Genomic DNA, 23,932 nt, shown 5'->3' on the forward strand with positions numbered 1-23,932 from the left:
CGAATGTTAGTTAGTAACTTCTGTCTTCTTTTGACCGTAATAGGCGTTCGCACCGTGCTTACGCAAGTAGTGCTTATCCAACAACGTTTGTGACATGTGCACGTTGTGTGGGTTCAACATCATGGTGTGGTAGGCCATTTGTGCAACTTCCTCCAACACAACTGAGTTATAAACCGCCTTCTCGGCATTTGGTCCCCAAACAAATGGGCCGTGATCTTGTACCAGAACCGCTGGTACTTCGTTAGGGTCGATGAAACGGTCTTCAAACGTCTTTACAATGACATTTCCCGTCTCCAACTCGTAAGCCCCATTAATTTCAGCTTCCGTCATTAATGACGTGGCTGGAATATCACCGTAGAACGTATCCGCGTGTGTTGTACCAGCTGCTGGAATATCCACGCCAGCTTGCGCAAATGAAACAGCCCATGGTGAGTGCGTGTGCACAATGCCACCGATATCTGGGAATTCCTTGTACAAGACACGGTGTGTGTCCGTGTCGCTTGAAGGGTTCAAATCTCCTTCAACGACATTCCCGTCCAAATCAACGACAACCATGTCATCTGGCGTCAAATCATCATAATCAACCCCAGATGGCTTAATCACGAACAAACCACTTTCGCGATCAATTTCTGAAACATTTCCCCAAGTAAACTTAATCAAATCGTGCTTTGGCAAAGCCATGTTTGCCTCATACACGCGCTGCTTCAAGTTCTCCAACATGAATTTCATCCTCCTCTACTGTTGCAACTACCGGTTCGTCCGAGATGGCATCAATGGCGGCCTTTTCGATCGCGATACCGTCCTTGTAACGGACCATAAATTCTTCAAAACCAGCGACGTCAACTGGGTCAGGTGCCATCGTTGTACTGTCTTGGTTCGCGAAGACACGGTTCTCCAAGAAGTCCGCCAATGACTCACCAGCTTCACGCATCGTCACATATTGTGACAAGATTGCCATTCCCCAAGGGCCACCTTCACCAGCGTTCGTCATCAACGTCACTGGGGCGTCCATAACTGCGGCCAAAATCTTTTGACCAACAACTGGTGTGTTGAAAATACCACCTTGGGCAACAACTGAGTCCATCACAACATCTTCTTGCTTCAAGATGTCCAACCCAATCTTAACGGCACCGAAAGCTGAATAGAGGTGCATGCGCATCAAGTTAGGCAAGTTGAATTCCGCATTTGGCGTGCGGACAAATACCGGACGACCTTCGTTAACACCCGTGATGTTTTCACCTGAGTGGTAACCGTAGCTTAGCAAGCCACCCGCGTCTGGGCGGGCATCCAAAACGGAACGGAACAAGGCACCGTACAAGTCATTGGCACTCAACTCAACGCCAATAGCTTGTGCGAATTGCTTAAACATCCGAGCCCAAGCATTAATTTCTGATGAGCTGTTATTGGCGTGAACCATGGCAACTGCTGAACCATCAGGCGTCGTCACCATATCGATATCTTCGTGGGCTTGTGACAAAGCCTTTTCCAAGACGATCATGGCAAAGGCTGATGTACCAGCTGACACGTTAGCCGTACGCTGCTTAACTGAGTTCGTCGCAACCATTCCTGTACCAGCGTCTCCTTCAGGTGCTGCGGCAACCGCACCACCAACCAGCAAACCGCTTGGATCCAGCAACTTAGCACCCTCGTCTGTTAAGCGGCCGGCCTCTTCACCAGCTGACTTAACCGTTGGCAAGATGTCGCGTAACGTCCAGTGATATTGTTGGACTGACTTCAACTCGTTGAACTTGTTCAACATGCCTTCGTCATAATCGACCGTGTTTGAATCGATTGGGAAGACCCCTGAGGCATCCCCAACACCCAATACCTTTTCACCGGTTACTTGCCAGTGCACGTAACCAGCCAACGTCGTCATGAAGTCGATATCCTTCACGTGCGCCTCTTGGTTCAAGATAGCTTGGAACAAGTGGGCGATGCTCCAACGCTGTGGAATGTTAAAGTCGAACAACTCTGTCAATTGGCTAGCGGCCTGACCCGTGATGGCGTTACGCCAAGTTCGGAAAGGTACCAACAAGTTGCCGCCCTTATCAAAGGCCATGTAACCGTGCATCATCGCTGCGAAACCAATTGATGACAAGTTACGGATAACTGTGCCATATTCGATGTTGACTTGATCCGCCATATCGCGGTAAGCATCTTGGACACCTGACCAGATATCTTCTAGTGAGTAAGTCCACACGCCATTTTCAAGCTTGTTTTCCCATTCATGACTTCCAACAGCGATTGTTGAGAAGTCTGTGGCAACCAAGACAGCCTTGATACGAGTTGAGCCGAACTCAATTCCCAAAGCGGCTTGACCGTTCATAATTTCGTTTTGAATTTGTTCTTTATTCATTATTCCGTTTCCCCTCAAACGAGAATCATTTTGCGTTTTGTAATCGTTTACATGAATTATATTAAATCACTTGTCCGTACAAATCAAGAACAAATTCGGACAATTCACAATTGGGACATATAAATCACAGTTAATTCACGTTAGTTGTCCGGATTAAGTCGTTTAAAACGCCTATTCTCGGGCATTTCTTTAATTCCGGACAAATGTAGCGGTTGTTTTAATTTTGCGTACAAATGTTGGTTGTTGGTAGTTTAAACGGTGCGTTGTTACGTTTATAGCGTGTCGTCGCGTTGCGACGAGGCATAGGGGTGCGGGATTAGCTTCGACAAAGATTGCATCTAGGCAACTCCGCCGGCGCGAGCACCGGCTAGCTCCCAAATAATTGGGTTAAGGGTCTGGTTCCGTATCGCCTTGTCTAACCGGCGGTCGGCCGAACTTGTGAGTTCCCTACCTGCAATCGCTACGCTAATCCCGCACCCCTATGCCAGCAGCCAAGTTATTCTATGTTTGTTTGATTGTCATGGATATAATCAAACACGGCAGAGAACATCCTGACACTACACAAAATCCCCATTTCACTTAATCGTGATCTGGGGATTTTTCTTCTACGTATATATTTAAATATAGATATGTCTGTAAAACCATCTATGCACCGCTACACCTGGAAGTGGTACACGGTTTCGCAGAGAGGCTAGTGATATGACTAACGAAAACAACAACTTGCCCCGATTGATTGAGGAGCAAATAAAACAATACCCACAGAACAGACGCCGACCTGTAAATAAGGTGGTATATGCGAATCGATACTTCGCATTGGAGAACAACATTAAAGAGAACACATTCAGCATCGTTGCTAATGATTTGGTGTTCTCTGCGATTCCCTATGACACGGCCCGATACTATATCGAGCGTGCCGCGCGTTACTCAATGTTGAGCCCAGAGAAAACTCGACGGTATTTAGAAAGCCACGAAGATAACATCAAAACATACATTGGCAAAGCTTTAATGCAGCAAGCCGGCGTTATGTATCCTTATGGACCCGATGTCGATGAGTTCGTCGCTAAAAACGAAACACACATAACTGCTGAGTACCATAAAATCTTTGAACATCCTTTATTTGAAATTCAAGTTCTGGGGCGCCTGATGCAACATGACTCAACCGGTCCATTATCTGCTAATCTTGCTGGTAAGTTCCTGTACGACAGCAATCGGTTCACCGGTATTATAGGCTACATCTCGGAATACATGAAGTTTATCGCCCAAGTTACTGATGATCTGCAGATTTCTACCGATGGTTCGGGTGTTATGTCGTTGTCCGAAGGGACGAATCTTGAGAATTTATATGTGTCTGCAGATACAGACCTGACCCGCGTGTCGGAATTATTACCTGCAGGAACGGCGGCCGGGTTTAACTCGCGCGCTGTGTCTAATATAAATGAAGGTCAATATGATGATCCCGACACGCAAATTTTGTTAAAGTCTGTTGTTGGCGCAGAATTGTCTAAAGCACGTCAAAACTATACGGCACACTCAGTAAACCCTAAACTTATTGATCCGTACTACAAAATTGTGTTGCCAACGTCAAATAACAATAAAATCAACGTTGTATCCGACATCCACGCCGGTGTAGCAAATAAGAATCTGACTTCGTTACCATTCAGCAATGATAACTTCAACATCATTGCCGGCGACGCGTCTGATGGTCGCGTGTCTGACAAAAATATCAAAGGGATATACGTTATTGGAAATCACGATATGACCGATGTGTTAGCTGGCACGATCGTGTCGAAAGACGACACATTGGCAAAGTATCGTGACTATCAATGGTTCCAATTGCTGGTTGCGAATCTTGGAAACGATGCATGGCCACTACTTCCTGCTGGTGACAACGACATCTATGCCTATATCGCCGATGACGTTCAGTCTAGATTTCCACAGTTAAAGGTGTTGAACAATGAAAGTACGATGTACGCCGGCGTACGTTATGCTGGTTTGACGGTCCCAATTCGTTTTTCAAATCAGGCGACTGAGCAGCAATGGATTGCCGATGAATTGATTCGAATCCTGGGAGATGACACCACCACACCAACAGTTGTAGTTAGTCACGCCCCCATCTTCAATGAATTGAGCATGCTGTCAAAAAAGAGCAAATCGTTCAATGATAAGTATGCTTTGTCCAATAATCAGCTGGCCAAGATATTCACGCAGTACAACGTCGTTGGCGTGGTCCACGGACACCATCATATTCCAGCTGCTCAAGCGAACTGGCATAAGATTGTTAAACAGTTCGGACGACCTATGTTTGTTATCGACTCAATTTATGCCAATAACAATACAGGCCAAGAATTAGAAAAAGAGTTCACTCGTCAGCGCCGCGCTGCAGAGTCAGAAAAACGGAACAACCCAAATCAACTAGCTGCACGTAAAGCCCGTATCGAAGCCAAGACCCGCGAATACACTGTAGATGATGATATTAAACAAGTCGTTGGCCTGACCTATGAGAAGCCACGTAATCGTTATACTGTTGATAAAACTATCGATGGCAAGCATATACGTAAACGCTTCTTAAATAAGGCTGAAGCAATTTCTTATCTGAACCAATTGAACGGACATTAATCAAAGCCACCGCATTGTACTAGTTTGCGGTGGCTTTTTACATGGTCAATCCGCAACTATTTCCGTGGTTTAGTAACCACTCCTCAGAACGTGGATAAGACGACTAGCAAGAAGATTTTGAAACAAATTGACTTCACCAAAAATAACAAGTCGCTGTAGTTGCACTTTAAATTTTTGGTTTCCAAAGGCACTTTATGAGCGTTTACTATTACAAATAGGTATGTATTTCGCCATTTGTCATAGATTCAAAATTCCGATCAAACAAAAATCCCAGCAAGCCTCGCTGGACTTACTGGGATAATTTTGGAATTATTAGCCTAAAAAATCTCTCACAATTTTTAAGGGTTAATTGGCGTTACGCCTGGGATTCAGTTACCTGCTCCACGGGGCCACCCGCTGCCTCTTCGACTGGGTTAACCTTCTTCTCACGCTCCAAGAAGAATACGGCTACCAACGTGATAACCATAACCACAGCTGACATCATCAAGTACGTTGATTGGTAACCAACCTTGTCGTACATTGATCCAGCGACTGTTGAGAAGATAAAGACTGAGATTTGCTTAGCAAAGTTAGATGCCAAGGCGTAAACTGTTGCGTACAGACGGATGTCGAAGGCGCCTGAGATGTACTTCATGATTGAAACCAACAACAATGGCATTTCGAAACCAGCTAGCAAACGGAAGAAGACAATCCACTCCCATGATGGTGCCATGGCTGATCCGAAGATACGCACGAACGTCAAGAATCCGTAAATCAACAAACCGTTACGCGCACCAATCTTGTTGATGATGTAAGGCATCGGAATCATCAAGCACAATTCAATCACTGTTTGCGCTGAGTTCATGTATGAGTACATGATTGTTCCTTGTGAGTCAGTCTCAAAGAACGTCTTGAAGAAGACGATAAATTGTTGGTCGAACACGTCGAACAAAGCTGAGGCACCCATGTAGAACAAGGCCAAAATCCAGAAGTTACGCAACTTGAAGATTGAGAAGATATCCTTCTTAGTCAACTTTTCGTTTGAAGCACCCATTGCAGCGGCTGCGTTTGAGAAGTTAATCTTCGTTGAGAACAACAACAACATCGTCAACAAAACAGCTGACGCCGAGCAGGCCCACCAGATAGCGTTTGGTTGCCACAAGAACAAACGACCGGCTACCAAAGCTGATACGGCTCCGGCAACTGATCCACCCATACGCGAGTGACCAAACTCAAACTTGTTTGCCAATGAGGCACGTTGTACGTACTGCTCAATAACTGACACACCACCATTCAAGATGAAGGCCAACACAATACCAGTTACGATTGAAGCCAAAACTGGGCTGATGGCCAAGATTGGCATGAAGGCCCATTGGAAGTAAGGGCCGATAAAGATTCCAGCAATTGCAATCGTAATTAACAACGTCTTTTTAAAGACCAACTTATCGGAAATAACTCCGAACAACGGTTGGAACAGCAATGACATTCCAGCCATCAATGAGAAGACCACCCCTGATTGCGCGCCTGATAGGCCAGCTTGTTGACCTAACCAAAGCGTCAAGAATCCATATGTAATCGCCCAAATAAAGAAGTAACTAAAGTGCGAAGCCGCAAATCCCCAGAAATGCTTGCTCTCCTTAACAACTTGACTCATGATAATCCCCCTGAGTTTTCATTCAATTAGTTAAAAGTAAATGGTTGTGGCTTGCCAAACACTGGGAAGCCTTCATCGTCCCACTCAAATGGTTGTACCATCGTGTGGCGGTTTGGATCATACAAAGGATCACCCTTGATATCCAGGTAGTTACGCACGTGGTAAACCAACAAATCGGTTTCACCATCTTCAGCAACCGTAAATGAGTTGTGACCCGGACCGTACAAACCGTTTTCCATATCTGATTGGAAAACAGGGTGGTCCAACTTATGCCAGTTTGCAGCGTCTAAGACATCCTTGTCATCTTCGATCCACAACATCCCCATCGCGTAGTTTTCATCAGTGGCCGAGCCAGAGAACGTCAAGAACACCTTGCCGTTACGCTTCAAGATAGCTGGTCCTTCGTTCACCCAGAAAATCTTAGTTTCCCAGTCGAACTCTGGCTTTGACAACATAACTGGCGCCGTCTTCAACGTCCATGGATTTTCCATTTCAGCGATGTACAAGTTTGAGTTACCCTTAATCTCCGGGTCCTTTTGCGCCCAAACGTAGTACAGCTTGTCGTTTAATTCAAATGACGTTGCATCCAGGGCAAATGAATCAAGGTGCGTTTCAATTTGTCCCTTTTCAACCCAGTTTTCTTCTGTTTCCATTGGGTCTTCTGCGTCGCACTCGATGGCAAACATGCGGTGTTGGAACATGCCGTTTTCATCAAATGCCGTTGTATGTGAAGCAGCATAGTACACATACCACTTACCTTCCGTGTAGTGTAACTCTGGTGCCCAAATCAATTCGCTTTGTGCGCCGGTCCCTGAATCGTGCTTACGCCAGATTGTGCGTGGCATTGCGTGAGCCAAACCATCAATCGTCTTCGCACGACGTAACTCAATCAAGTTGTAAGCTGGTACCGAAGCAACAAAGTAGTAATAACCATCCGTGTGCTTGTAGATATATGGATCAGCACGTTGGATGATCACTGGGTTTTCGTAGCGAACTGTCATATCTGTTAAACTCCTAAAATTTCTTGAAAGCGTTTTCTTTCTTTTACGAGTATTATTAAAACACTTGTACGGACAACTTACAACCCCAAAAGCATTCAGTTCACGTTCAATTCACATTTTCTTAAACTTTGATACATTTATCACAAATTAAAAATACGGTTTTTTAGTTAGAAAAACGCCTATTTATAGGCGTTACGTATAATTTTAGGCCTGTTTTGTACCAGAATGAACTTTACGCTAGTGATTGTTGTCCGTTATTCCGGATGCGCTTACATTTGTACGGACAATGATTGATTATTGCTTATTTACGTCTGTTTTTCATAACAATTCACGGTTTTGTCTAACACAACCGGACAATTACTTGTATAATGAATATCATAAATAAACACGACAGAGAGATTGGGTCTAATATGGATACGAAATACGATATCGTTAAGAAAGGGCTTCGAGATGATATACTTTCTGGTAAATACGCCATTGGCGACAAATTACCAACCGAAGCTAACTTAACCGAACAATATGGCGTCAGTCGTTATACCGTCCGTCGTGCAACCAGTGATTTAGAACAAGAACATTTCCTCTACCGCGTTCAAGGTGGTGGTATGTATGTTGATGATTGGAATAAAGCGCCGGCAACAACTTCTGACAATAAGGTCATCGGGGTGATTACAACCCACCTAGCCGACTATATCTTCCCTGAGATTATCAGCGGCATCGACCGCGTGATTTCAGATGAAGGCTACTCGCTCTTCATTAGTAATACGCACAACACGTATGAACGTGAGCGCCAAAGCCTGATGCGCATGATTGAAACAGGCGTGAACGGGTTGATTATCGAACCAACCATGTCCGCTTTGCCAAACGCCAATAAAGATTTATATGATCAAATTCGCGAACTTGGCATTCCGACCGTCTTTATCAATTCTACTTATGAACATTTCGACTTCCCCTACTTGGAGGTGGACGATACCAATTCAGAAGCTGATTTGATTAATCACCTGATTGCACAGGGACACGAGCGCATTTTGGGCGTGTTTAAGGTCGATGACGTCCAAGGCGCGCACCGTATGCAAGGTTTCTACAAGGCATATCAACAGCACCCGGCGATTGCGTTGCACAGTAACATCATCATGTATCAATCAAACGATGAGGCTAGCAATGCACAAATCTTGAATAAGATTGAAACACACTTGGAATCCGCTGATCGACCAACTGCCTTGGCTTTGTACAATGATGCCTTGGCCATTCAAACGATTGATTTGGTGAAATCACTTGGTTTGCGGGTACCAGAGGATATTGCGATTGTCGGATTTGACGATTATGCGATGTCTCACTACATGACGCCAAGTCTAACGACGGCGCGTCACCCACAAGGTAAGATGGGGCGTGATGCTGGGCGGATGCTCCTTGAGTTGATCAAGGGCCACCCCGTGGAAAACGTCCGCTACGATAGCGACATTATCATTCGCGATTCATCTAACCATCACGTGAATTAACACAAAAAGAGCTACTGTTGGTAGCTCTTTTTTGTTCTCTGTCAAACCGAACGCCTCATGAGCAGATTATTTGAAACAATTCTGTAACAATAGGATAATTGATGTACATTAACGTGAGTCATTCTTATATAGGAGGGTTTCGGTTATGTACTATCTGGTTAATAAACAAGCAACAACGTTAACATTCTATTTTGAAGACGGCACACAAGACTTCGGTCTCGAACAATTATTTAACCTGAGTCGGCACGCATTTGCTGAAACGATTGCCCCCTATGGGATTGGCGAGCACATCGAAGAGGCAATGGCCTTCGAACAAACCTTTTCGGCTTACGAGCGCAAGGATTTGGAGATTGCGACTAAGGATGAATTGATTGACCTTGTCATTGCAGGCCAAGAGGAAGCCGTGGCCATTCGCAAGTCTAAGGAAGACACCCTCGCCATGACCCTAGGCTTAGTTGTCGCAGGGCCATTTATCTTTCTATTAGTTTTGCTGGTTCTTGAAAGTATCGGGATGCCAAAGATGGCGGCTGAGATTTGTTCCTTGGTCTTAACCATTGGCCTGATTATCGCCTGGTTTATCCTAGTTTGGAGCAAGTGGGGGCGTCGTTTGGAGACACGGTTGGAGGATTCACTGGCCGATCATTTTAAGCGGCCTTCTTAACCGTTTGTGTGTTGTTGTGTCGTCGCGTTGCGACGAAGCGTGGTGATTAGGGCGTGACTTCGACAAAGATTGGCCTGGGTAAAATCCGCCGGCGCGAGCACCGGCTAGCTCCCAAATAATTGGGATAAGGATCGGGTTCCTGGCGCCTTATCTAACCGGCGGTCGGCCGAACTTGTGAGTTCACCCAGGCCAATCGCTACGTCACACCCCAACCGCCACGCCAGCCGCCAAGATATTCTTTGTTAGTTTGATTTTCATACGCATGAAAAAGAGGTCAGACCCGTGTGCGTTCTGACCTCTTTAATTTGGTTTGCTTAATCTAATTCTGGTATCGCTTCAGGCGCAACTTGTTCTGTTGCGATTTTTTGCTTTAATTGGCGAACAACCTTAAGCCAGGCTGGGACCAAGAAAATCAGTGATCCAATCCAAGCTAGTGGGTTGGCTAGGCTGGCTCCGAAGAAACCAAACCAAACGACCAATGAAAAGGCGGCGACTGAACGGACGACCATTTCACCGACACCGGCAAGGGTTGGCGTCTTAACATCGCCCAAACCTTGCAATGTGTAACGGAGTACAAATAGCGTTGCCAAGATAGCGTAGAGCGGTCCGTTTGCCCAGAAGTACAATTGCGCCAAATCCATGACTTCATGTTGACCCTGACCAACGAACAACGTGACCAAATCGCGACCGAAGGCGATTTCTAAGATTCCTAGAATCGTCCCAACAATCATTCCCATGGCCAACGCCACCTTCACGCCCTGCAGAATACGGCCATATTGACCAGCACCAAAGTTTTGCGCGGTATACGTAGCCATCGTCACACCAAATGACATCACCACCATGATGATGATTTGATCGACCTTAGAAGCCGCTGTATTGGCAGCAACGGCATCCGTTCCCAATGTATTCACAGCAGCAGCCAACGTGACTGACCCGATGGCAATAATTGATTGTTGGAAGCCCATTGGCACGCCGGCCAACATGTGCTGACGCAATTCACCCTTTGGCAACTTGAAATCCGCCCAAGTCAGATGCAACGTATCGGTATAACGACTAATGTGCCAGTGCGAAGCGGCAATCGACACAAACTGCGCCATCACCGTCGCAAAGGCCGCTCCTTCAACACCCCAACCAAACTTCAAAATCAAAATTAATTCAACCGTGATATTGAAAATCATCCCGACAATCAAATAGTACAGTGGCGCCTTACTATCACCAACCGCACGCATCGCGTTTGAGATAATATTGTAGCCCATCGTCGCAATCGTACCAGCCAAAATGATTGCAATAAACACGCGCGCTTCGACAAAAATGTCAGCAGGTGTTTGCATCAAGCGCAACAGCGGATTAATGAATGCCAAGCTCAAAGCTGTCAAAATAACTGACATGATAATCCCGGCAATAATACTTGTTGCATACGATTGGCGGACACCATTCATATCGTGGGCCCCAAAACGTTGAGCAGTGATAATCGACATCCCCGAACTAAACCCTTGTACAAATCCCATTACCAAAAACTGAATACTACCCGTCGCACCCACGGCGGCCAGTGACTTTACCCCCAGCGTTTGTCCAACAACCAACGTGTCAGAGATGTTGTATAACTGTTGTACCAAATATCCAATCACTAACGGAATGGTAAACATCATAATCAACTTTGCTGGGTTCCTCTTCGTCAAATCTTGCATGACTACAGACATCCCCCTCGTTCTTTTAACCTTATTAATTCATAGTATAGAGACTTTTTGTGTAAAGTGTGAAAATTCATGAAATTAGTGCAGGTTTGTAATGAAAAAGAGACGTACCGCCATAGCAGTCCGTCTCTTTTTATCATTAATTACAATGTAATGTTCTTTTCGGCAAGTTGCTTTTGCACTTCTGGGTGCGCCATAAACTCGTCGTAAGTCGTCTCGGCACGATCGATGGCACCTTGATCTGAAACCACGATAATGTGATCCGCAATCGTTTGCGCAAACGTGTGGTCATGAGACGTGAAGATGATACCACCCTTGAAGTTGATCAAACCATCGTTCAATGACGTGATTGACTCCAAGTCCAAGTGGTTCGTTGGGTCGTCCAAAACCAATACGTTTGGCTTCGTCAACATCAACTTAGACAACATAACGCGGACCTTTTCTCCTCCAGACAAAACATCCAACGTCTTTTCGGCGTCTTCACCCTTGAACAACATACGTCCCAACAAACCACGCAAGAACGTGTTGTCGCTTTCTTCCTTAGAAGCAAAGTCACGCAAGTAGTCCAAGATTGGCATTTCTGGCTTAGGGAAGTTAACATTCATGTCCTTAGCCAAGTAATCGTGAGACGTCGTGACACCCCAAGTAACCGTACCTTCATCAGGTTCGTCGTTACCGGCGATAATGTCCAACAATGCCGTTGCGGCAACGTCGTTTTCAGCCATCACAAGGGCCTTTTCGTTAGGGCGCACCGTGAATGACACGTTGTCCAACAACTTCACCCCATCAACTGTCTTTGACAAGTTTTCAACGCGCAACATATCGTTTCCGATTTCGCGTTGAATTTCAAAGTTGATGTATGGGTACTTACGCGTTGAAGGTTGGATATCATCAAGCGTGATCTTCTCCAATTGCTTCTTACGTGAAGTGGCTTGCTTTGACTTTGAGGCGTTTGCTGAGAAACGGGCGATAAAGTCTTGCAATTCCTTGATTTGCTCTTCCTTCTTGGCATTTGCTTGTGATTGCAAACGTTGTGCCAATTCTGAAGATTCCTTCCAGAAGTCGTAGTTACCAACGAACAACTTGATCTTACCGAAGTCAACGTCCAAAATCATCGTTGAAACGGCGTTCAAGAAGTGACGGTCGTGGGAAACAACGATCACGATGTTTTGGTAGTCAGCCAAGAAGTCTTCCAACCAAGCAATCGTCTTCGTGTCCAAACCGTTGGTAGGCTCGTCGAGGATCAAGATGTCTGGGTTACCAAACAACGCTTGGGCCAACAAAACCTTAACCTTGGTTACTTCGGGCAAGTCAGACATCATCATGTAGTGTTGATCTTCTGAAATTCCCAAGCCTTGCAACAATTGGGCCGCTTCAGTTTCAGCTGACCAACCGTCCAATTCTTCGAAACGAGCTGACAACTCACCAACCTTGATACCGTCTTCATCAGTAAATGGGTCGTGCGTGTAGATTTCGTCCATTTGGTTCTTCACGTCATACAATTCCTTGTGTCCTTGCATAACAGTGTCCAAGACCGTGAATGCGTCATAGGCAAAGTGGTCTTGCACCAATGATGACATACGTTCGTTAGCCTCCATTGAGACCGTTCCAGTCGTTGGTTGCAACTTGCCTTCCAAGACCTTCAAGAACGTTGACTTACCTGCTCCGTTGGCACCGATAACACCGTATGTGTTACCAGGCGTGAACTTCAAGTTAACGTCATCGTATAGCTTCTTACCAGTAAAAGATACTGATACATTTGAAACAGTTAGCATATTTGTTTACGTTTCCTTTTCTTCAATTTAATGTCATTTTCCATTATACAGAAAATGTGAACATTTTTGGTGGTGGGTTTTCCGGATTAGAATTTTTATTGGCACATTGCAAAATCCGCCGATAATCTAAAGTATATTTTAGATTATCGAGATTTTGCCCTTAATCTAAAATATACTTTAGATTACAGAAGTTTTCGCGTTAAGTTAAAGTATATTTTAGTTCACAGGAAGCCCCCATGATTGAACGTCCAAAACGCTAAACGAAACGGTCAAGTCACATACATTCAAGTAACTTATCAAATTCCGGAAAACCCAACCCGCGAAACCGACAATCTCCTTCACATTCGAGATAATTATGAGAAACTGTTGATTACACAAAATTATTTTGGCAATCCTGATATCGACGGCATCCCCGTCATCAATATCATCGACTGGTTGGTTAACGAAAACGACTAAAAATAAAGCGTTCGGGACAGAAATCTCTGCCTCAGACACAAAGCCACCAATCTGCCGATTTAAAATCGGCGGATTGGTGGCTTTTAAACGTTTTCCGACAGGCCGAACCCTTACTATAACGTCATCATGGGATTCGAAGCGCCTGTTGGCTCACTCTCTTTAACTATTCGTGCTTATTTCTTACCAATCAAGCTGACAAAATAAATGCCGGCTTCAATAATGGCAATGAAAAATGAGACGGGTAGGTTCAGCGTGTATGACAGCACAAGCGCCACCCAGACCCCAACTACGGCAAACAAAATAGCGAGGCCAATAATCTGCCAAACAGTCCGTCCCCAGCGCATTGCTGAGCTAGCCGGTAGAATCATCAAGATGAAAATCAATAATGATCCAACCACTTGGGCAGAAACCGCCACCGTTGTTGCCATCAAGGCCAAGAATGCCACTTCAATCAAGCGAATGTTCTTCAAACTAAATAGCGCCGTGCTGTAGTCGAAGGCAAAGTGGCGCAGTGGCCGAAACATTGCTAACCCGATTAACAAAACCAAGATAGCTAGCACGACCACTTCAACCACATCCGTGCGACTGATGCTGAAAATCGAACCAAACAGAATCCCCGTCGCAGCGGTGGCGTTCTTCTTTGATAAGGCCAGGAAGGCAATTCCTAGTCCAATCGCAATCGCACTCACCGCTGAAATTAGCGATTCGGACCGACTTTCTTTGACACCCATTTCACCAACGGTCATCGAGGCCCCAACAGAAAACAGGAGCATCCCCACCAAGGGCGACCAACTCATGTATAGCGCAAATGACGCCCCAGCAAACCCAATTTCACTCAATGTGTGGGTTAAAAACGACATCCGTCGCGCAACCACAAACGTGCCAACAAAGCCACTGACAATGGCAATCAACGTCCCCGCCACAAAGGCGTTTTGCATAAATGGATAATTAAGCATGATCTTGATTACCTACTTTCAATTTTGTCATATCAAGTTGGTCAATCGGACCAAACTCACTCCCATTTGGCGTCAACAACAAATAATCATCCGCATATTTACCGATAATATCTAAGTCGTGACTGACCATGATGGTCGTCAAATCGTGATGGTCACGATAATCGCGCACCACGTTCATTAATTCATACTTTGCCACATTATCCAAATTAGCCGTGGCTTCGTCCAGAATGAGCACGTTTGGATTTTGCACCAACGCCTGTGCTAAATACGCACGTTGGCGTTCACCACCCGATGCCGTATCAATCCGCGCATTTGCAATCTTGGTTAAATGCGTATCAGCTAGTACATGCTGGAGACGTTCTTTTTCAGTCGGTTTCAACCAGGGCAAAATCCCTTTGTCGAAACTCAACGATACAAAATCAGTTACTTTCAGCGGAAACGCCTGCATGTCTGGGCGATACTGCGGCACGTAGCTAATCATGCGATTTTTGACGTCAATTTGCCAGTCTAATTCACCGGCGGTTAGCTCTAACTGGCCTAAGATGGCACGTAGTAACGTCGTCTTACCCACACCATTATCCCCAATCAGTGCGAGCACGCGACCTTTTTCAAGTTTAAATGCGACATCTTGGTATAACCACCGCTCCCCAAACTGAATGCCTACCCCTGAACCAGTTAAAATTGTCATTACTTTAATGCCTCGTCCAATGCTTTCAATTGCTTATATTGCCACTCTGCATACGTATCACCCTTTGGTCGTGTTTCAGTCGCTTGCACAACCGGCACGTCATGATCCTTAGCATACTGCATAGCTTGTTTGGCTAACTTACCCGTTGATTGTGGATTGTAAATCACCACCGCCACCTTGCCATCATCAATCGCACTATTCCAAGCGCGAATGTCCGCTGGCGTCGGATCTTGGTGTTCATCAACCGCCTTTGAGAATGATTGGTTCAAGACCGTGGCCCCCAAATCAATCAACGTATTATCAAACACCGGTTCCGTTGCCATCACGTCCTTGCCCTTTAAATCAGCCTTCACTTGCTTTTGCATGGCTTGCAAGTCGGTTAAGCTAGCCATGTATTTATCCGCGTTGGCTTGGAAGTAAGCTTTTTTACTTGGTTCCAGCTGCGCATATGTCTTAACTAACTGCTTTGATAGACGTTCAGCTGCATCCGTCTTATACCAGAAGTGTTCGTTACCGATTGCGTCGTCATCATGGTCGTGATCCGTTTCATGGTCATGACCACCATCGGTATAGTGATACAACTTAGCTAATGACACAGCTTTGGCATCTTTATTTTGCTTTGCAAAATTCAGGCTCCAATTATCAAAACCGCCACCATTCGAGATGATGACATTGGCTTGTTGATAGAGCTTAGCATCTGATGTTGTCGGCTCAAATTCGTGTGGATCCATATCTGGATCATCCATCACACTGGTCACAGAACCTTGGTTACCTAAAATCGCCTTTGCGATTTCACCATAACTATCTAAACTTGCGACAACTTTGATTTTGCCGGACTGACGATCAGTGGCATTCTTCGTAGCGGCTTGATAAATCACGCCACCAATCATCGCAACAACGGCAACGGCCGGGATTGCCAATACCCAGCGACGGTTCTGTTTCTTCATGTCTATTTCCTCCGTGAAGTCGGTTGTCTATCAACCAACTCACTTCCTCTCAAGTCAATTAACTCGCAATTTCACCATAATTACGCAAGCTTGAAGTTACCTTAATGGCGTCCCTCGTAATTATCAGTTGTCTGTGTCCCCATGCAACCGATCAGCGACCAGCGTCAAAAAATGGCTAATCGCCGTTTGATCAGATTCGGTAAAGACCGCAAAGACATTTTGATATTCCGCTAATGTCTCACGGTGGCGTTGGGCGTGAGCTGAGGCCATTGAGATGCCTAGTCCCGTTAATGACCAACGACTCACACGCCCATCATCAGGATCTGGAATGGCGTTGACCATTGGATCATCTTCACCAGCCAGGCCCCTCATCGCCTTCGTAATTGCGGCACCAGACACGCCCAGTGCGCGGGCTAACTCTGAATTCGTTTGCGGTCCATTCTGAGCAAGGAGCATCAAAACGTGACCTTGCGTTGTCGTAATCGCTGAATTTGACTCACCTAACAAAATTTCGCGTTGGTTTTCTGCCATCACGCGGACATCATTTAAAAAATGATCTAACTGTTCTGCATATTCCTCTGTTGCCATGTCACCACATTCCTTTACCGGTTAATTAACCAGTTAAGAATAACACGGACTTACTTTTTTGACAACAGAAAAAAGGACGATTTCTCGTCCTTCATTACTTACATACGTTAGCTACGACAAATACTATCACAACGAATTAATGTACTCAGCTCTTTTTGATTGATATTCTTCTTCTGTAAGAATACCTTTATCCTTTAAGCGCTCAAGTTTCTCCATTTTTTCTTCGAAATAGTCTCCCTTGTCAGATTTAGCACTTTTTGATTCTTCTGTTTCCTGTTCGTGAAACTTACCATCTTCACCTAATTTAGAATTTAAAATCTTCTCAGCACTTAAAGCGTTGTTAACCAAAGCACCCGCTAAGTCAACTTGTGAATCCGTGAAATCATCAAAATCATCCGGCCAACTCGACGCAACTGAAATTCGGCCCGATAAATCAACATACGTTCTTGTAACCAGTTTCGTTCTCTCACGAACTTCCGATGTAATTGCCTTAACTGAATTAATTCCAGCTTGTACACTAGCGGCTTGCTTAAGCATATCCTCAGCGGCATCTGCATTTTTACCCCGAGCCCAGATGCCTGTTGCTATCGCCGATGCACCGCCAATTGCCCAGCCAATTGGTCCCGTCAGTGCCAGCAGTGCCGACCCTCCTGCCATCCCCGCACCTCCAGCTGCTACAGCACCACCGCCAAGCCATGCCAACGCAGCATTTGTAGCCGCAGCTCCGGTTAACCCACTAATAGCAGCACCTGTACTGGCGGTACCGATTGACATCGCTACGGCAGTCAAAGCTGTTCCGCCAAATGCCGCTACAGCACCATCAGTCGCTAAACCTGCAGCCAGTCCAGCTCCAGCTCCTTTTTGAATATCCGCAGATGCATTTTCTGCTTCCTTCAAAAGCTTATCATAACGCTCTAAACTAAGTGATAACGTTTGAATATCTTTATTAAAACGTTCTGGTGTATTCTTAATAGCATTAATTATTGATTCCACTTGACGTAAGTAGACAACTAATTGTTCCCGCTCTGATTGCAACTCCACGAACTCTTCTGTTAAACGTTGCGTTTCATAATTGTGATCAGATACCAACTTTTCCAACTTTGCCTTAGCATCCTTCTTAGCACTGATATTTAACGGATCAAATCCCATTCCAAATCCCTCCTAAATAATCTTTTAATTTTTAAAATACTTTTTTACATCTTCTCGACTTCGCAACACTCTGTCCCTATCTACACCTACTTCATCTGCATATTCTTGACTAGCATAAAATTGTTTAGCTGGTTTCAACCCTAAATCAAACGCCAAATCTGCCAATTTATTCAAGTGATCATACTGTACATAAATCTCTTCCAAGACATCACGATAAATTCCATCAATCCTGATAATCGCCTGTTCGTAATCGGCTTTCAGCTGATCTGACGTAACCGTCATACCTTTAGCCATCGTTTTTATAATGCTCTTTACTCCATCGACCACTTCAGCAAAATGATCGAACAAATATACAACAAGAGCCGTTGCCATCCCCGTCATCACGGCTGCAACGCCTGTGCCAATGATATCGGCAATCGGTGCAAATGGAGTTCCTGCAAGAGAAGCACTGACAGCTTCGCCTAACATAAACCCTCCGGTTGCAATTAAAGCTGTTGTAATTAGCTTAAAAGCTTCTTTAATCCGGACACTGAGTGGCACTTCTGTTTTTGTCGTTAACAGCTTTACTGCTTGCCACAGTGAAACAAAAGTGTCGTTGATAATTCGAGCGAAGTTTTTCCCGGTAGTCAAAAACGCATTAATTAATGTATTGGCTATCGCAGACAAGAAGCCACCACTCAACCCGGCCAGCAACAAATCCTTTACCAATACGATTCGTTGTTTCAATGTATCAAAAGATTTGTAAAGTCTAGTTTTAAAATCCTCAACTCGATCTTTCATAGACTCGTAACTATTCCAAGATTTAACAATCGGCATCAATACATCAAATAATAAATCTGAAAGCTGATAAACCACCGCACCGGCAACGCTTTTAAGTCCTTGAATTCCGGCCTGTCTACTTGCGTTTTTCACCGTCGCACCAAGAAAGTTAGAACTAAGATAATACTTGGAGTTTACATGTATTTCATAAGCCAATCGCGCTTGCCTATCTGATTTCTCTATGGCTTCAGCGTCTGCTCTCATCTTGTTTTCTATATTCGCCAATTTCGCGCGCTTTTTTTCTGGTGAGATAGTCGTATTATTTTTGACCGCTTGTCTCTCTTTTTCCCAAATTTCTCGTTTTCTAGGTAAATCTTTTGCATAATCAGACTTATTCGCATCCTTCATAGACCGATTGATACTCCTATCAGTGAGCTTCAAGTTAGTCTTAGTGTTAGCTGCCTCATCAACATCCATACCAGATAGAGCTCGCCCCTTATCTTCAAAAATTTCCTTCAAGGCAACTCGGTGATCTAAATCTGTTTTTTCGTTAATTCCTATCCTGTCCCCTGTATTAGGATCTATTAATTTTCCTGATTTTTTTGCTTCTGCCTGCATTGCATTTATTTTTTTATAGTTTTCGCTCCCCTTTCTGTTCGAGTTCGCAATTTCTTTACTATATCCAGAAGTCTTTTTGTGCAAATCTTCTTTCACCTCGCTGGACGAATACACCTCATTCCGAACATTATGTATAGTATCAACTCCACCTCCATCTTGAAAATTATTGAATAGAGGACCCAACCCGAACTGACTAATTAAATTGGACTGCACTTGATCTCGTACTGACTTGAGCAATCCATCAATATTAAATTTATGTGCCCCATATGACTGTACTTGACTTAGCTGTATTAATTCGCTTTGTTTACCCATCTATACACCCCCTGCTATTAATCATCTAGATTTTACCGCGTTACGAAAAAAAATAACATTTCCGAACTCTTGACTTACTAACGAAAAGTGTGGTAGGGAGACATACAAAAAACGCCTGTATCGCTACAGACGTTTTGTTTATTTCTTACTATTAGCCATTGCCTTAGCAATTTCAGCTGCGTATTGTACCGAACCATTTGGATTTGGGTGGACATGATCGTCGCCTAACCAATCAGCGTGATCCTTAACAGCATCATACCAATCCACAATGTGCAGATTTGGATACTGACTTGCTTGGCTAGTGAGGAATTGGTTGTTTGTCGCAATCCATGAACGATCCGCATAACCGTTAACCCAGTATACTTGGCGGTCACCGACTGTATTCATGATTTGCTTAAAGACATCTTCACCAATCGTACCGTTCGTCCCAATCGAAATGATGACGTTCGGTGCCAAGACACCGCGACCAGCATACGATTGCAAGATGCCTGGCACTGAGTAGGCCTGACGACCAACCGCCGCATCTGCGACCGTGTTCGGCATCAATTCTTGCAAATCTGGCGCGACGTCAACCATGACTGAGTCACCAACTGCCGTGACCGCGTTACCGCTAATCTTGCCAAGTTGGTCCTTGGTTAGACCGTACTTACTTAACAAGGCTGGGTCAACCGCCTTAGCTGCCGCCGAACCCTTCTTAGCTGACTTCTTCTTCGCATTTGATGCCTTCGCAGCCTCAAGTGCACGCTTATTTTTCGCACTAATCTCCGATGCATTGGCGTGAAGACGCTTTTGCAATTGCGTTTCAGGGCGTGGTTTTGCTGATTGCTTGGCAGCCACCGCATTAACCGTTCCCAACAAGAATACTGCTGCGACGGTCGCCATAATTTTCGCCTGGCGACTCGCAAAGAAGCGCGCCTTCAGCGTTACACCTGGTTGCATAGCTGGCTTCTTGAAACGACGGAAAACATTTTCGACGTAGCGATAACTCAATTCCGCAATTCCCAAGACAACCGCAATCTTCAATAAGTTCACGATGAATGAATCATTATGATGCGTAAACTTGTCGAAGAACACAAAGACTGGCAACTGATACAAATAGATACTATATGAACGCGTTCCTAGATAATTCAGCACCTTGTTATCCAAGGCGTGACTCAGGAAGGATGCCGGGTGCGACGTAATCGCAATCAAGCCCGCAATGACTGCCGTAAAGACAAACATCAAGCCCATGTATGTCGCTGACCATTGACCATTGAGCCAGAAGAACCCAATAATCGTTAGCACTAAACTACCAATCCCCAACATATCCAAGTTGCGTTTCACACGTGGTGACAACGTCATCTTCATCCGATTTGAGGGCCACGTAAACGCCAAGGCCGTTCCAAACAGCACCGCGAAAATACGTGTATCTGTCCCGTAATAAGCGCGATTGATATTGGCTGGGTCATACATGACACCCATCCAAATCGCCGATAACGTGGCAACAACCAAAATTGCAATCGACACCTTCGTTCGCTTAATGCGCAACGCCAACACGATAAAGACAATAATTGGCCAAATGAAGTAGAATTGTCCTTCAATTGATAATGACCATAAGTGGGTAAATGGCGAAGCACCACCCCATGAATCGAAATATGACTCACCGTGCTTCGTCGCCCAAATGTTATATATGTACAGCATATTGCTGCTAATAATTGCGCGTAAATTATAAAGTAAATCGCGTGCGAATAGCCCAATCATCGTCGCCGTGGCAAATAACATCACCACCAATGCTGGGTATAGTCGTTTGATTCGGCGTCGATAAAACCCAATCAAGTCAATTCGTCCGTTGCGATCATATTCTTGGATTAACAAATCCGTAATTAGATACCCGGATAACACAAAAAACAACGGCACGCCTAGCCAACCGCCAGTTAGGCGGTTAGGCCAAAGGTGAAATACGATAACCCCAATTACAGCGATGGCGCGTAACCCGTCAAAACCTGTAATATACCGTCGCTTTCCTGCAGAATTTTGCCCCATTTTTCTTCTCTTCCTACATTCAGTTCACTTATTAAAACCAAATTCTATAATAACGTTACTATCTAGCTACAAGCAAGCAATATTACTGGCTTTTAGGGTTTCCTTTAGGCTTGAAACTTTTTACAGCAGTTAGACGTCACGTTTTAGTTCACCAGTGAGTCGAATTGGGGCGCCACAAATCCCACAAACATACCGTAATTCGTTAATCCGACGTTGGCGGTAAATTTCATGCCCATTTTTGCAGGTATACACCCATAAATGTTTCGGTTGTTGGCGTACTTTAGCTTTTGACGTCGCCGGCGCATATTTCAAACCAGCAATCCGTTGTAACTCACTTTGAAAATAACGGTCCTTATGTTGATAAGGTAGCCCTTGGATGTGGTTATGGTAGTGCACCAACTCATGCTTAATCACGCCAATCAAGGTGTCTTCGTTAAACTCTTCAATCATCAAGGGGTTAATTTCCAAATTGTGCGTTTGTAGCACATAGCGACCACCGGTTGTCCGCAGACGCCGGTTAAAGGTCGCTTGGTGTTGGAACGGCCGACCAAAATCAGCCACCGACAATTTTTCAACGAGTTGTTGTAGTTCAGCGTTTGTCATCCCCAACGATCCCCACGATAATCTTTCGGTATGCGATTCGGAATCTTCACCGCCTGACGCTTTTTCACCTTGGCAGTACTAAATTGGCCCAACGTATCAGCCGTTGCTGCCTCGAGGAGCGCATCAGTTTGCCAAACGCTATCAGCGCCGTACGCCTTCGCAAACTGCGCTTCATAGTAACGGGCAAAGTAATTCATCACCGCAATGCCGGTATCACTCACAACCATCTGTTCACCACGTGGCACTAACAGCGCACCGTGCTGTAACTGCAACGCGACATTAACTTGTTCAGCCGACACACCGTCGTGCTGATCTCCTTTGGCAACAAGCCAATGCTTACCGTGCTTCTCAAGCGTTTGCGTCAGACCAGGTTGTGACCACCAACGTAACCAGGTGTACATTTCAAACGTAAATGGCACGAATGATTGCCCAGCCACCACTTTACGCACCCAATCGCCGACTTCAGTAGCTTGTTGTAGGAACCGTGTTTGAATAACGGGCAGTTTTTGCCAATTTGGGCCTAAATGATGCGCAATACGGAGGGTCTGGTAGGCCGGCTTTTCATGTTGCACAAAACTCACATACACACTACCCGACTGCCGGGCAGATTGCACGCTCACCAAATCGACATCCGGTTCCGTTACCCGGGCCGCATTTTGCTGGATAAATTGTTGCCAAATCCGCCGACTGGCCACTTCTTGATGGTCGAGAAAGTCGATTTGAACCTTTTGATCCGCTTTCGGGTGGGTATAGGGTTGATAAATGTCCGCCCGCGTATCCGTCACATCGACCCGAATGGCGTAACCAGCATCATTATTACGACCAATTCGCACACGCGGTGGTCGGATTTTCTTATAGGCAGCGACTTTCTTAGCCATCAAGAGCTCCTTTACTAAAATTGATTCAAAATATGTTCATTAAAATTGGCATCACGAAGCCAACTCGTTAAGAATTGGTCGCGATTACGCAGATATAACTTACCGAATTCGTCAATCAGCGCATGAAACTCACGCGCTTCATCTGGCGTGAAATCAGAATTATTCATCACGACTTTTTGGACCTTTTCATAAGTCAACTTCTCAGGGCCACCCAAGAAGTTCATTAACCGGCGTGAATAGGAATCTGCAATAAATTGCGCGCGCCCAAATATGTATACCAGCCACACATCCGCCGTCTCGTTACCAATCCCGTTCACCGCGCGAATGCGTTTGCGTAGTTCAGCCGTTTCCAACGCTTGCAATGGCGCCAAGTCAAAATCATATTGACCAAAGAATTCTAATGACGCTCGCAAATACTTTGCCTTGCTACGATAAAGGCCCGCTTCAAAAATGAGTTGTTCCAACTCTTCTTGTGATAAGCCAATCAGGATTTGTGGATCAAAGCCGGTTTCACGTCCGACCTTCTCAATGACTGGATCAACGGTCTTGGCTGACGCATTTTGAATTAAAATACTGCCGACAATCGTTTCCATCCAGCGTTCAGCCGGCCACCAGCGTTGGGGTCCCATTTGATTATAGAGTTGCTCATACAACCCCCGTACATCTAACGTCTTCATTATCTCAATCTCGCTTTAATTTCAATAATAAAAGGCTAGAGTAAACC

At 45.1% G+C, this 23,932-nt stretch carries 20 protein-coding genes; 4 read left to right on the forward strand and 16 right to left on the reverse strand.

Going from position 1 to position 23,932, the window contains the following annotated elements; translation table 11 throughout:
* Nucleotides 1-6: 6 nt before the first annotated feature.
* Together ESE_RS0109990 and ESE_RS0109995 are read right to left on the reverse strand one after the other, a co-directional pair.
* Nucleotides 7-720: an L-ribulose-5-phosphate 4-epimerase gene (locus ESE_RS0109990; RefSeq protein WP_010374969.1), complete on the reverse strand. Its 714-nt coding sequence runs from the start codon at nucleotides 718-720 to the stop codon at nucleotides 7-9.
* Nucleotides 689-2,356, reverse strand: coding sequence for a xylulokinase (locus ESE_RS0109995; RefSeq protein ID WP_010374970.1), 1,668 nt, complete (start codon nucleotides 2,354-2,356; stop codon nucleotides 689-691). Before ESE_RS0109995 ends, ESE_RS0109990 begins: the two co-directional genes overlap by 32 nt.
* A gap of 699 nt (nucleotides 2,357-3,055) precedes the next feature.
* Here ESE_RS0109995 and ESE_RS11690 point away from each other — a divergent pair.
* Nucleotides 3,056-4,972, forward strand: coding sequence for a metallophosphoesterase (locus ESE_RS11690; RefSeq protein ID WP_010374971.1), 1,917 nt, complete (start codon nucleotides 3,056-3,058; stop codon nucleotides 4,970-4,972).
* A gap of 355 nt (nucleotides 4,973-5,327) precedes the next feature.
* Here ESE_RS11690 and ESE_RS0110005 read toward each other — a convergent pair whose 3' ends face one another.
* Both ESE_RS0110005 and ESE_RS0110010 read right to left on the reverse strand, forming a co-directional pair.
* Nucleotides 5,328-6,605 carry an oligosaccharide MFS transporter gene (locus ESE_RS0110005; RefSeq protein WP_010374972.1) on the reverse strand — a complete coding sequence of 426 codons (1,278 nt, stop codon included), beginning with the start codon at nucleotides 6,603-6,605 and terminating at the stop codon, nucleotides 5,328-5,330.
* 26 nt (nucleotides 6,606-6,631) lie between these two features.
* Nucleotides 6,632-7,606, reverse strand: a complete 975-nt coding sequence (locus ESE_RS0110010; RefSeq protein ID WP_010374973.1) for a glycoside hydrolase family 43 protein — start codon at nucleotides 7,604-7,606, stop codon at nucleotides 6,632-6,634.
* A gap of 410 nt (nucleotides 7,607-8,016) precedes the next feature.
* Between ESE_RS0110010 and ESE_RS0110015 the strand changes: the two genes are divergently transcribed.
* A complete protein-coding gene (locus ESE_RS0110015) occupies nucleotides 8,017-9,102 on the forward strand; it encodes a GntR family transcriptional regulator (RefSeq protein ID WP_010374974.1) in 1,086 nt (361 codons plus the stop codon).
* A 145-nt stretch (nucleotides 9,103-9,247) separates the two neighbouring features.
* On the forward strand, nucleotides 9,248-9,763 hold the full coding sequence (locus ESE_RS0110020; RefSeq protein WP_010374975.1) for a hypothetical protein: 516 nt from the start codon (nucleotides 9,248-9,250) through the stop codon (nucleotides 9,761-9,763).
* A gap of 314 nt (nucleotides 9,764-10,077) precedes the next feature.
* Here ESE_RS0110020 and ESE_RS0110025 read toward each other — a convergent pair whose 3' ends face one another.
* Together ESE_RS0110025 and ESE_RS0110030 are read right to left on the reverse strand one after the other, a co-directional pair.
* Nucleotides 10,078-11,451, reverse strand: coding sequence for an MATE family efflux transporter (locus tag ESE_RS0110025; RefSeq protein ID WP_010374976.1), 1,374 nt, complete (start codon nucleotides 11,449-11,451; stop codon nucleotides 10,078-10,080).
* 149 nt (nucleotides 11,452-11,600) lie between these two features.
* Nucleotides 11,601-13,232, reverse strand: a complete 1,632-nt coding sequence (locus ESE_RS0110030; protein ID WP_010374977.1) for an ABC-F family ATP-binding cassette domain-containing protein — start codon at nucleotides 13,230-13,232, stop codon at nucleotides 11,601-11,603.
* 240 nt (nucleotides 13,233-13,472) lie between these two features.
* Between ESE_RS0110030 and ESE_RS12080 the strand changes: the two genes are divergently transcribed.
* Nucleotides 13,473-13,688, forward strand: coding sequence for an ATP-binding protein (locus ESE_RS12080; protein ID WP_010374978.1), 216 nt, complete (start codon nucleotides 13,473-13,475; stop codon nucleotides 13,686-13,688).
* A gap of 173 nt (nucleotides 13,689-13,861) precedes the next feature.
* On the opposite strand, the gene ESE_RS0110040 is transcribed toward ESE_RS12080, so the two are convergent.
* The 10 genes from ESE_RS0110040 to ESE_RS0110085 form a co-directional block, all read right to left on the reverse strand.
* Nucleotides 13,862-14,644, reverse strand: a complete 783-nt coding sequence (locus ESE_RS0110040) for a metal ABC transporter permease (RefSeq protein WP_010374979.1) — start codon at nucleotides 14,642-14,644, stop codon at nucleotides 13,862-13,864.
* Complete coding sequence (locus ESE_RS0110045) at nucleotides 14,637-15,332, reverse strand: metal ABC transporter ATP-binding protein (RefSeq protein WP_010374980.1); 696 nt, start codon at nucleotides 15,330-15,332, stop codon at nucleotides 14,637-14,639. The genes ESE_RS0110040 and ESE_RS0110045 overlap by 8 nt, the downstream gene beginning before the upstream one ends.
* Nucleotides 15,332-16,279 (reverse strand): metal ABC transporter solute-binding protein, Zn/Mn family, encoded by a 948-nt coding sequence (locus ESE_RS0110050; protein ID WP_010374981.1) that lies wholly within the window; start codon nucleotides 16,277-16,279, stop codon nucleotides 15,332-15,334. Before ESE_RS0110050 ends, ESE_RS0110045 begins: the two co-directional genes overlap by 1 nt.
* Nucleotides 16,280-16,402: 123 nt before the next feature.
* The gene (locus tag ESE_RS0110055; protein ID WP_010374983.1) at nucleotides 16,403-16,867 is read right to left on the reverse strand and encodes a MarR family transcriptional regulator; all 465 of its coding nucleotides are present in this window, start codon (nucleotides 16,865-16,867) and stop codon (nucleotides 16,403-16,405) included.
* 126 nt (nucleotides 16,868-16,993) lie between these two features.
* Nucleotides 16,994-18,016 (reverse strand): SHOCT domain-containing protein, encoded by a 1,023-nt coding sequence (locus ESE_RS12590; protein WP_010374984.1) that lies wholly within the window; start codon nucleotides 18,014-18,016, stop codon nucleotides 16,994-16,996.
* Between the two features lie 24 nt (nucleotides 18,017-18,040).
* Nucleotides 18,041-19,705, reverse strand: coding sequence for a phage tail family protein (locus ESE_RS0110065; RefSeq protein WP_010374985.1), 1,665 nt, complete (start codon nucleotides 19,703-19,705; stop codon nucleotides 18,041-18,043).
* Nucleotides 19,706-19,843: 138 nt separating this feature from the next.
* Entirely contained in the window at nucleotides 19,844-21,727 is a 1,884-nt protein-coding gene (locus tag ESE_RS0110070) for an acyltransferase family protein (protein WP_010374986.1), read from the reverse strand.
* A 129-nt stretch (nucleotides 21,728-21,856) separates the two neighbouring features.
* Nucleotides 21,857-22,330 carry a SprT family protein gene (locus tag ESE_RS0110075; protein WP_010374987.1) on the reverse strand — a complete coding sequence of 158 codons (474 nt, stop codon included), beginning with the start codon at nucleotides 22,328-22,330 and terminating at the stop codon, nucleotides 21,857-21,859.
* Nucleotides 22,327-23,208: a hypothetical protein gene (locus tag ESE_RS0110080; protein WP_010374988.1), complete on the reverse strand. Its 882-nt coding sequence runs from the start codon at nucleotides 23,206-23,208 to the stop codon at nucleotides 22,327-22,329. Before ESE_RS0110080 ends, ESE_RS0110075 begins: the two co-directional genes overlap by 4 nt.
* Nucleotides 23,209-23,222: 14 nt before the next feature.
* Nucleotides 23,223-23,885 carry an endonuclease III domain-containing protein gene (locus ESE_RS0110085; RefSeq protein ID WP_010374989.1) on the reverse strand — a complete coding sequence of 221 codons (663 nt, stop codon included), beginning with the start codon at nucleotides 23,883-23,885 and terminating at the stop codon, nucleotides 23,223-23,225.
* Nucleotides 23,886-23,932: the final 47 nt, after the last annotated feature.

Source organism: Weissella cibaria KACC 11862, assembly GCF_000193635.1.
Lineage (GTDB): Bacteria > Bacillota > Bacilli > Lactobacillales > Lactobacillaceae > Weissella > Weissella cibaria.

What these genes read in the sequence shown, in the direction of transcription:
- ESE_RS0110055 (WP_010374983.1), bottom strand. Translation starts at nt 16,867, where the DNA reads ATGGCAACAGAGGAATATGCAGAACAGTTAGATCATTTTTTAAATGAT.
- ESE_RS0110015 (WP_010374974.1), top strand. Translation starts at nt 8,017, where the DNA reads ATGGATACGAAATACGATATCGTTAAGAAAGGGCTTCGAGATGATATA.
- ESE_RS0110045 (WP_010374980.1), bottom strand. Translation starts at nt 15,332, where the DNA reads ATGACAATTTTAACTGGTTCAGGGGTAGGCATTCAGTTTGGGGAGCGG.
- ESE_RS0110075 (WP_010374987.1), bottom strand. Translation starts at nt 22,330, where the DNA reads ATGACAAACGCTGAACTACAACAACTCGTTGAAAAATTGTCGGTGGCT.
- ESE_RS11690 (WP_010374971.1), top strand. Translation starts at nt 3,056, where the DNA reads ATGACTAACGAAAACAACAACTTGCCCCGATTGATTGAGGAGCAAATA.
- ESE_RS0110040 (WP_010374979.1), bottom strand. Translation starts at nt 14,644, where the DNA reads ATGCTTAATTATCCATTTATGCAAAACGCCTTTGTGGCGGGGACGTTG.
- ESE_RS0110050 (WP_010374981.1), bottom strand. Translation starts at nt 16,279, where the DNA reads ATGAAGAAACAGAACCGTCGCTGGGTATTGGCAATCCCGGCCGTTGCC.
- ESE_RS0110065 (WP_010374985.1), bottom strand. Translation starts at nt 19,705, where the DNA reads ATGGGTAAACAAAGCGAATTAATACAGCTAAGTCAAGTACAGTCATAT.
- ESE_RS0109990 (WP_010374969.1), bottom strand. Translation starts at nt 720, where the DNA reads ATGTTGGAGAACTTGAAGCAGCGCGTGTATGAGGCAAACATGGCTTTG.
- ESE_RS0110085 (WP_010374989.1), bottom strand. Translation starts at nt 23,885, where the DNA reads ATGAAGACGTTAGATGTACGGGGGTTGTATGAGCAACTCTATAATCAA.
- ESE_RS0110080 (WP_010374988.1), bottom strand. Translation starts at nt 23,208, where the DNA reads ATGGCTAAGAAAGTCGCTGCCTATAAGAAAATCCGACCACCGCGTGTG.
- ESE_RS0110010 (WP_010374973.1), bottom strand. Translation starts at nt 7,606, where the DNA reads ATGACAGTTCGCTACGAAAACCCAGTGATCATCCAACGTGCTGATCCA.
- ESE_RS0109995 (WP_010374970.1), bottom strand. Translation starts at nt 2,356, where the DNA reads ATGAATAAAGAACAAATTCAAAACGAAATTATGAACGGTCAAGCCGCT.
- ESE_RS0110005 (WP_010374972.1), bottom strand. Translation starts at nt 6,605, where the DNA reads ATGAGTCAAGTTGTTAAGGAGAGCAAGCATTTCTGGGGATTTGCGGCT.
- ESE_RS12590 (WP_010374984.1), bottom strand. Translation starts at nt 18,016, where the DNA reads ATGGGATTTGATCCGTTAAATATCAGTGCTAAGAAGGATGCTAAGGCA.
- ESE_RS0110020 (WP_010374975.1), top strand. Translation starts at nt 9,248, where the DNA reads ATGTACTATCTGGTTAATAAACAAGCAACAACGTTAACATTCTATTTT.
- ESE_RS0110030 (WP_010374977.1), bottom strand. Translation starts at nt 13,232, where the DNA reads ATGCTAACTGTTTCAAATGTATCAGTATCTTTTACTGGTAAGAAGCTA.
- ESE_RS0110070 (WP_010374986.1), bottom strand. Translation starts at nt 21,727, where the DNA reads ATGGGGCAAAATTCTGCAGGAAAGCGACGGTATATTACAGGTTTTGAC.
- ESE_RS0110025 (WP_010374976.1), bottom strand. Translation starts at nt 11,451, where the DNA reads ATGCAAGATTTGACGAAGAGGAACCCAGCAAAGTTGATTATGATGTTT.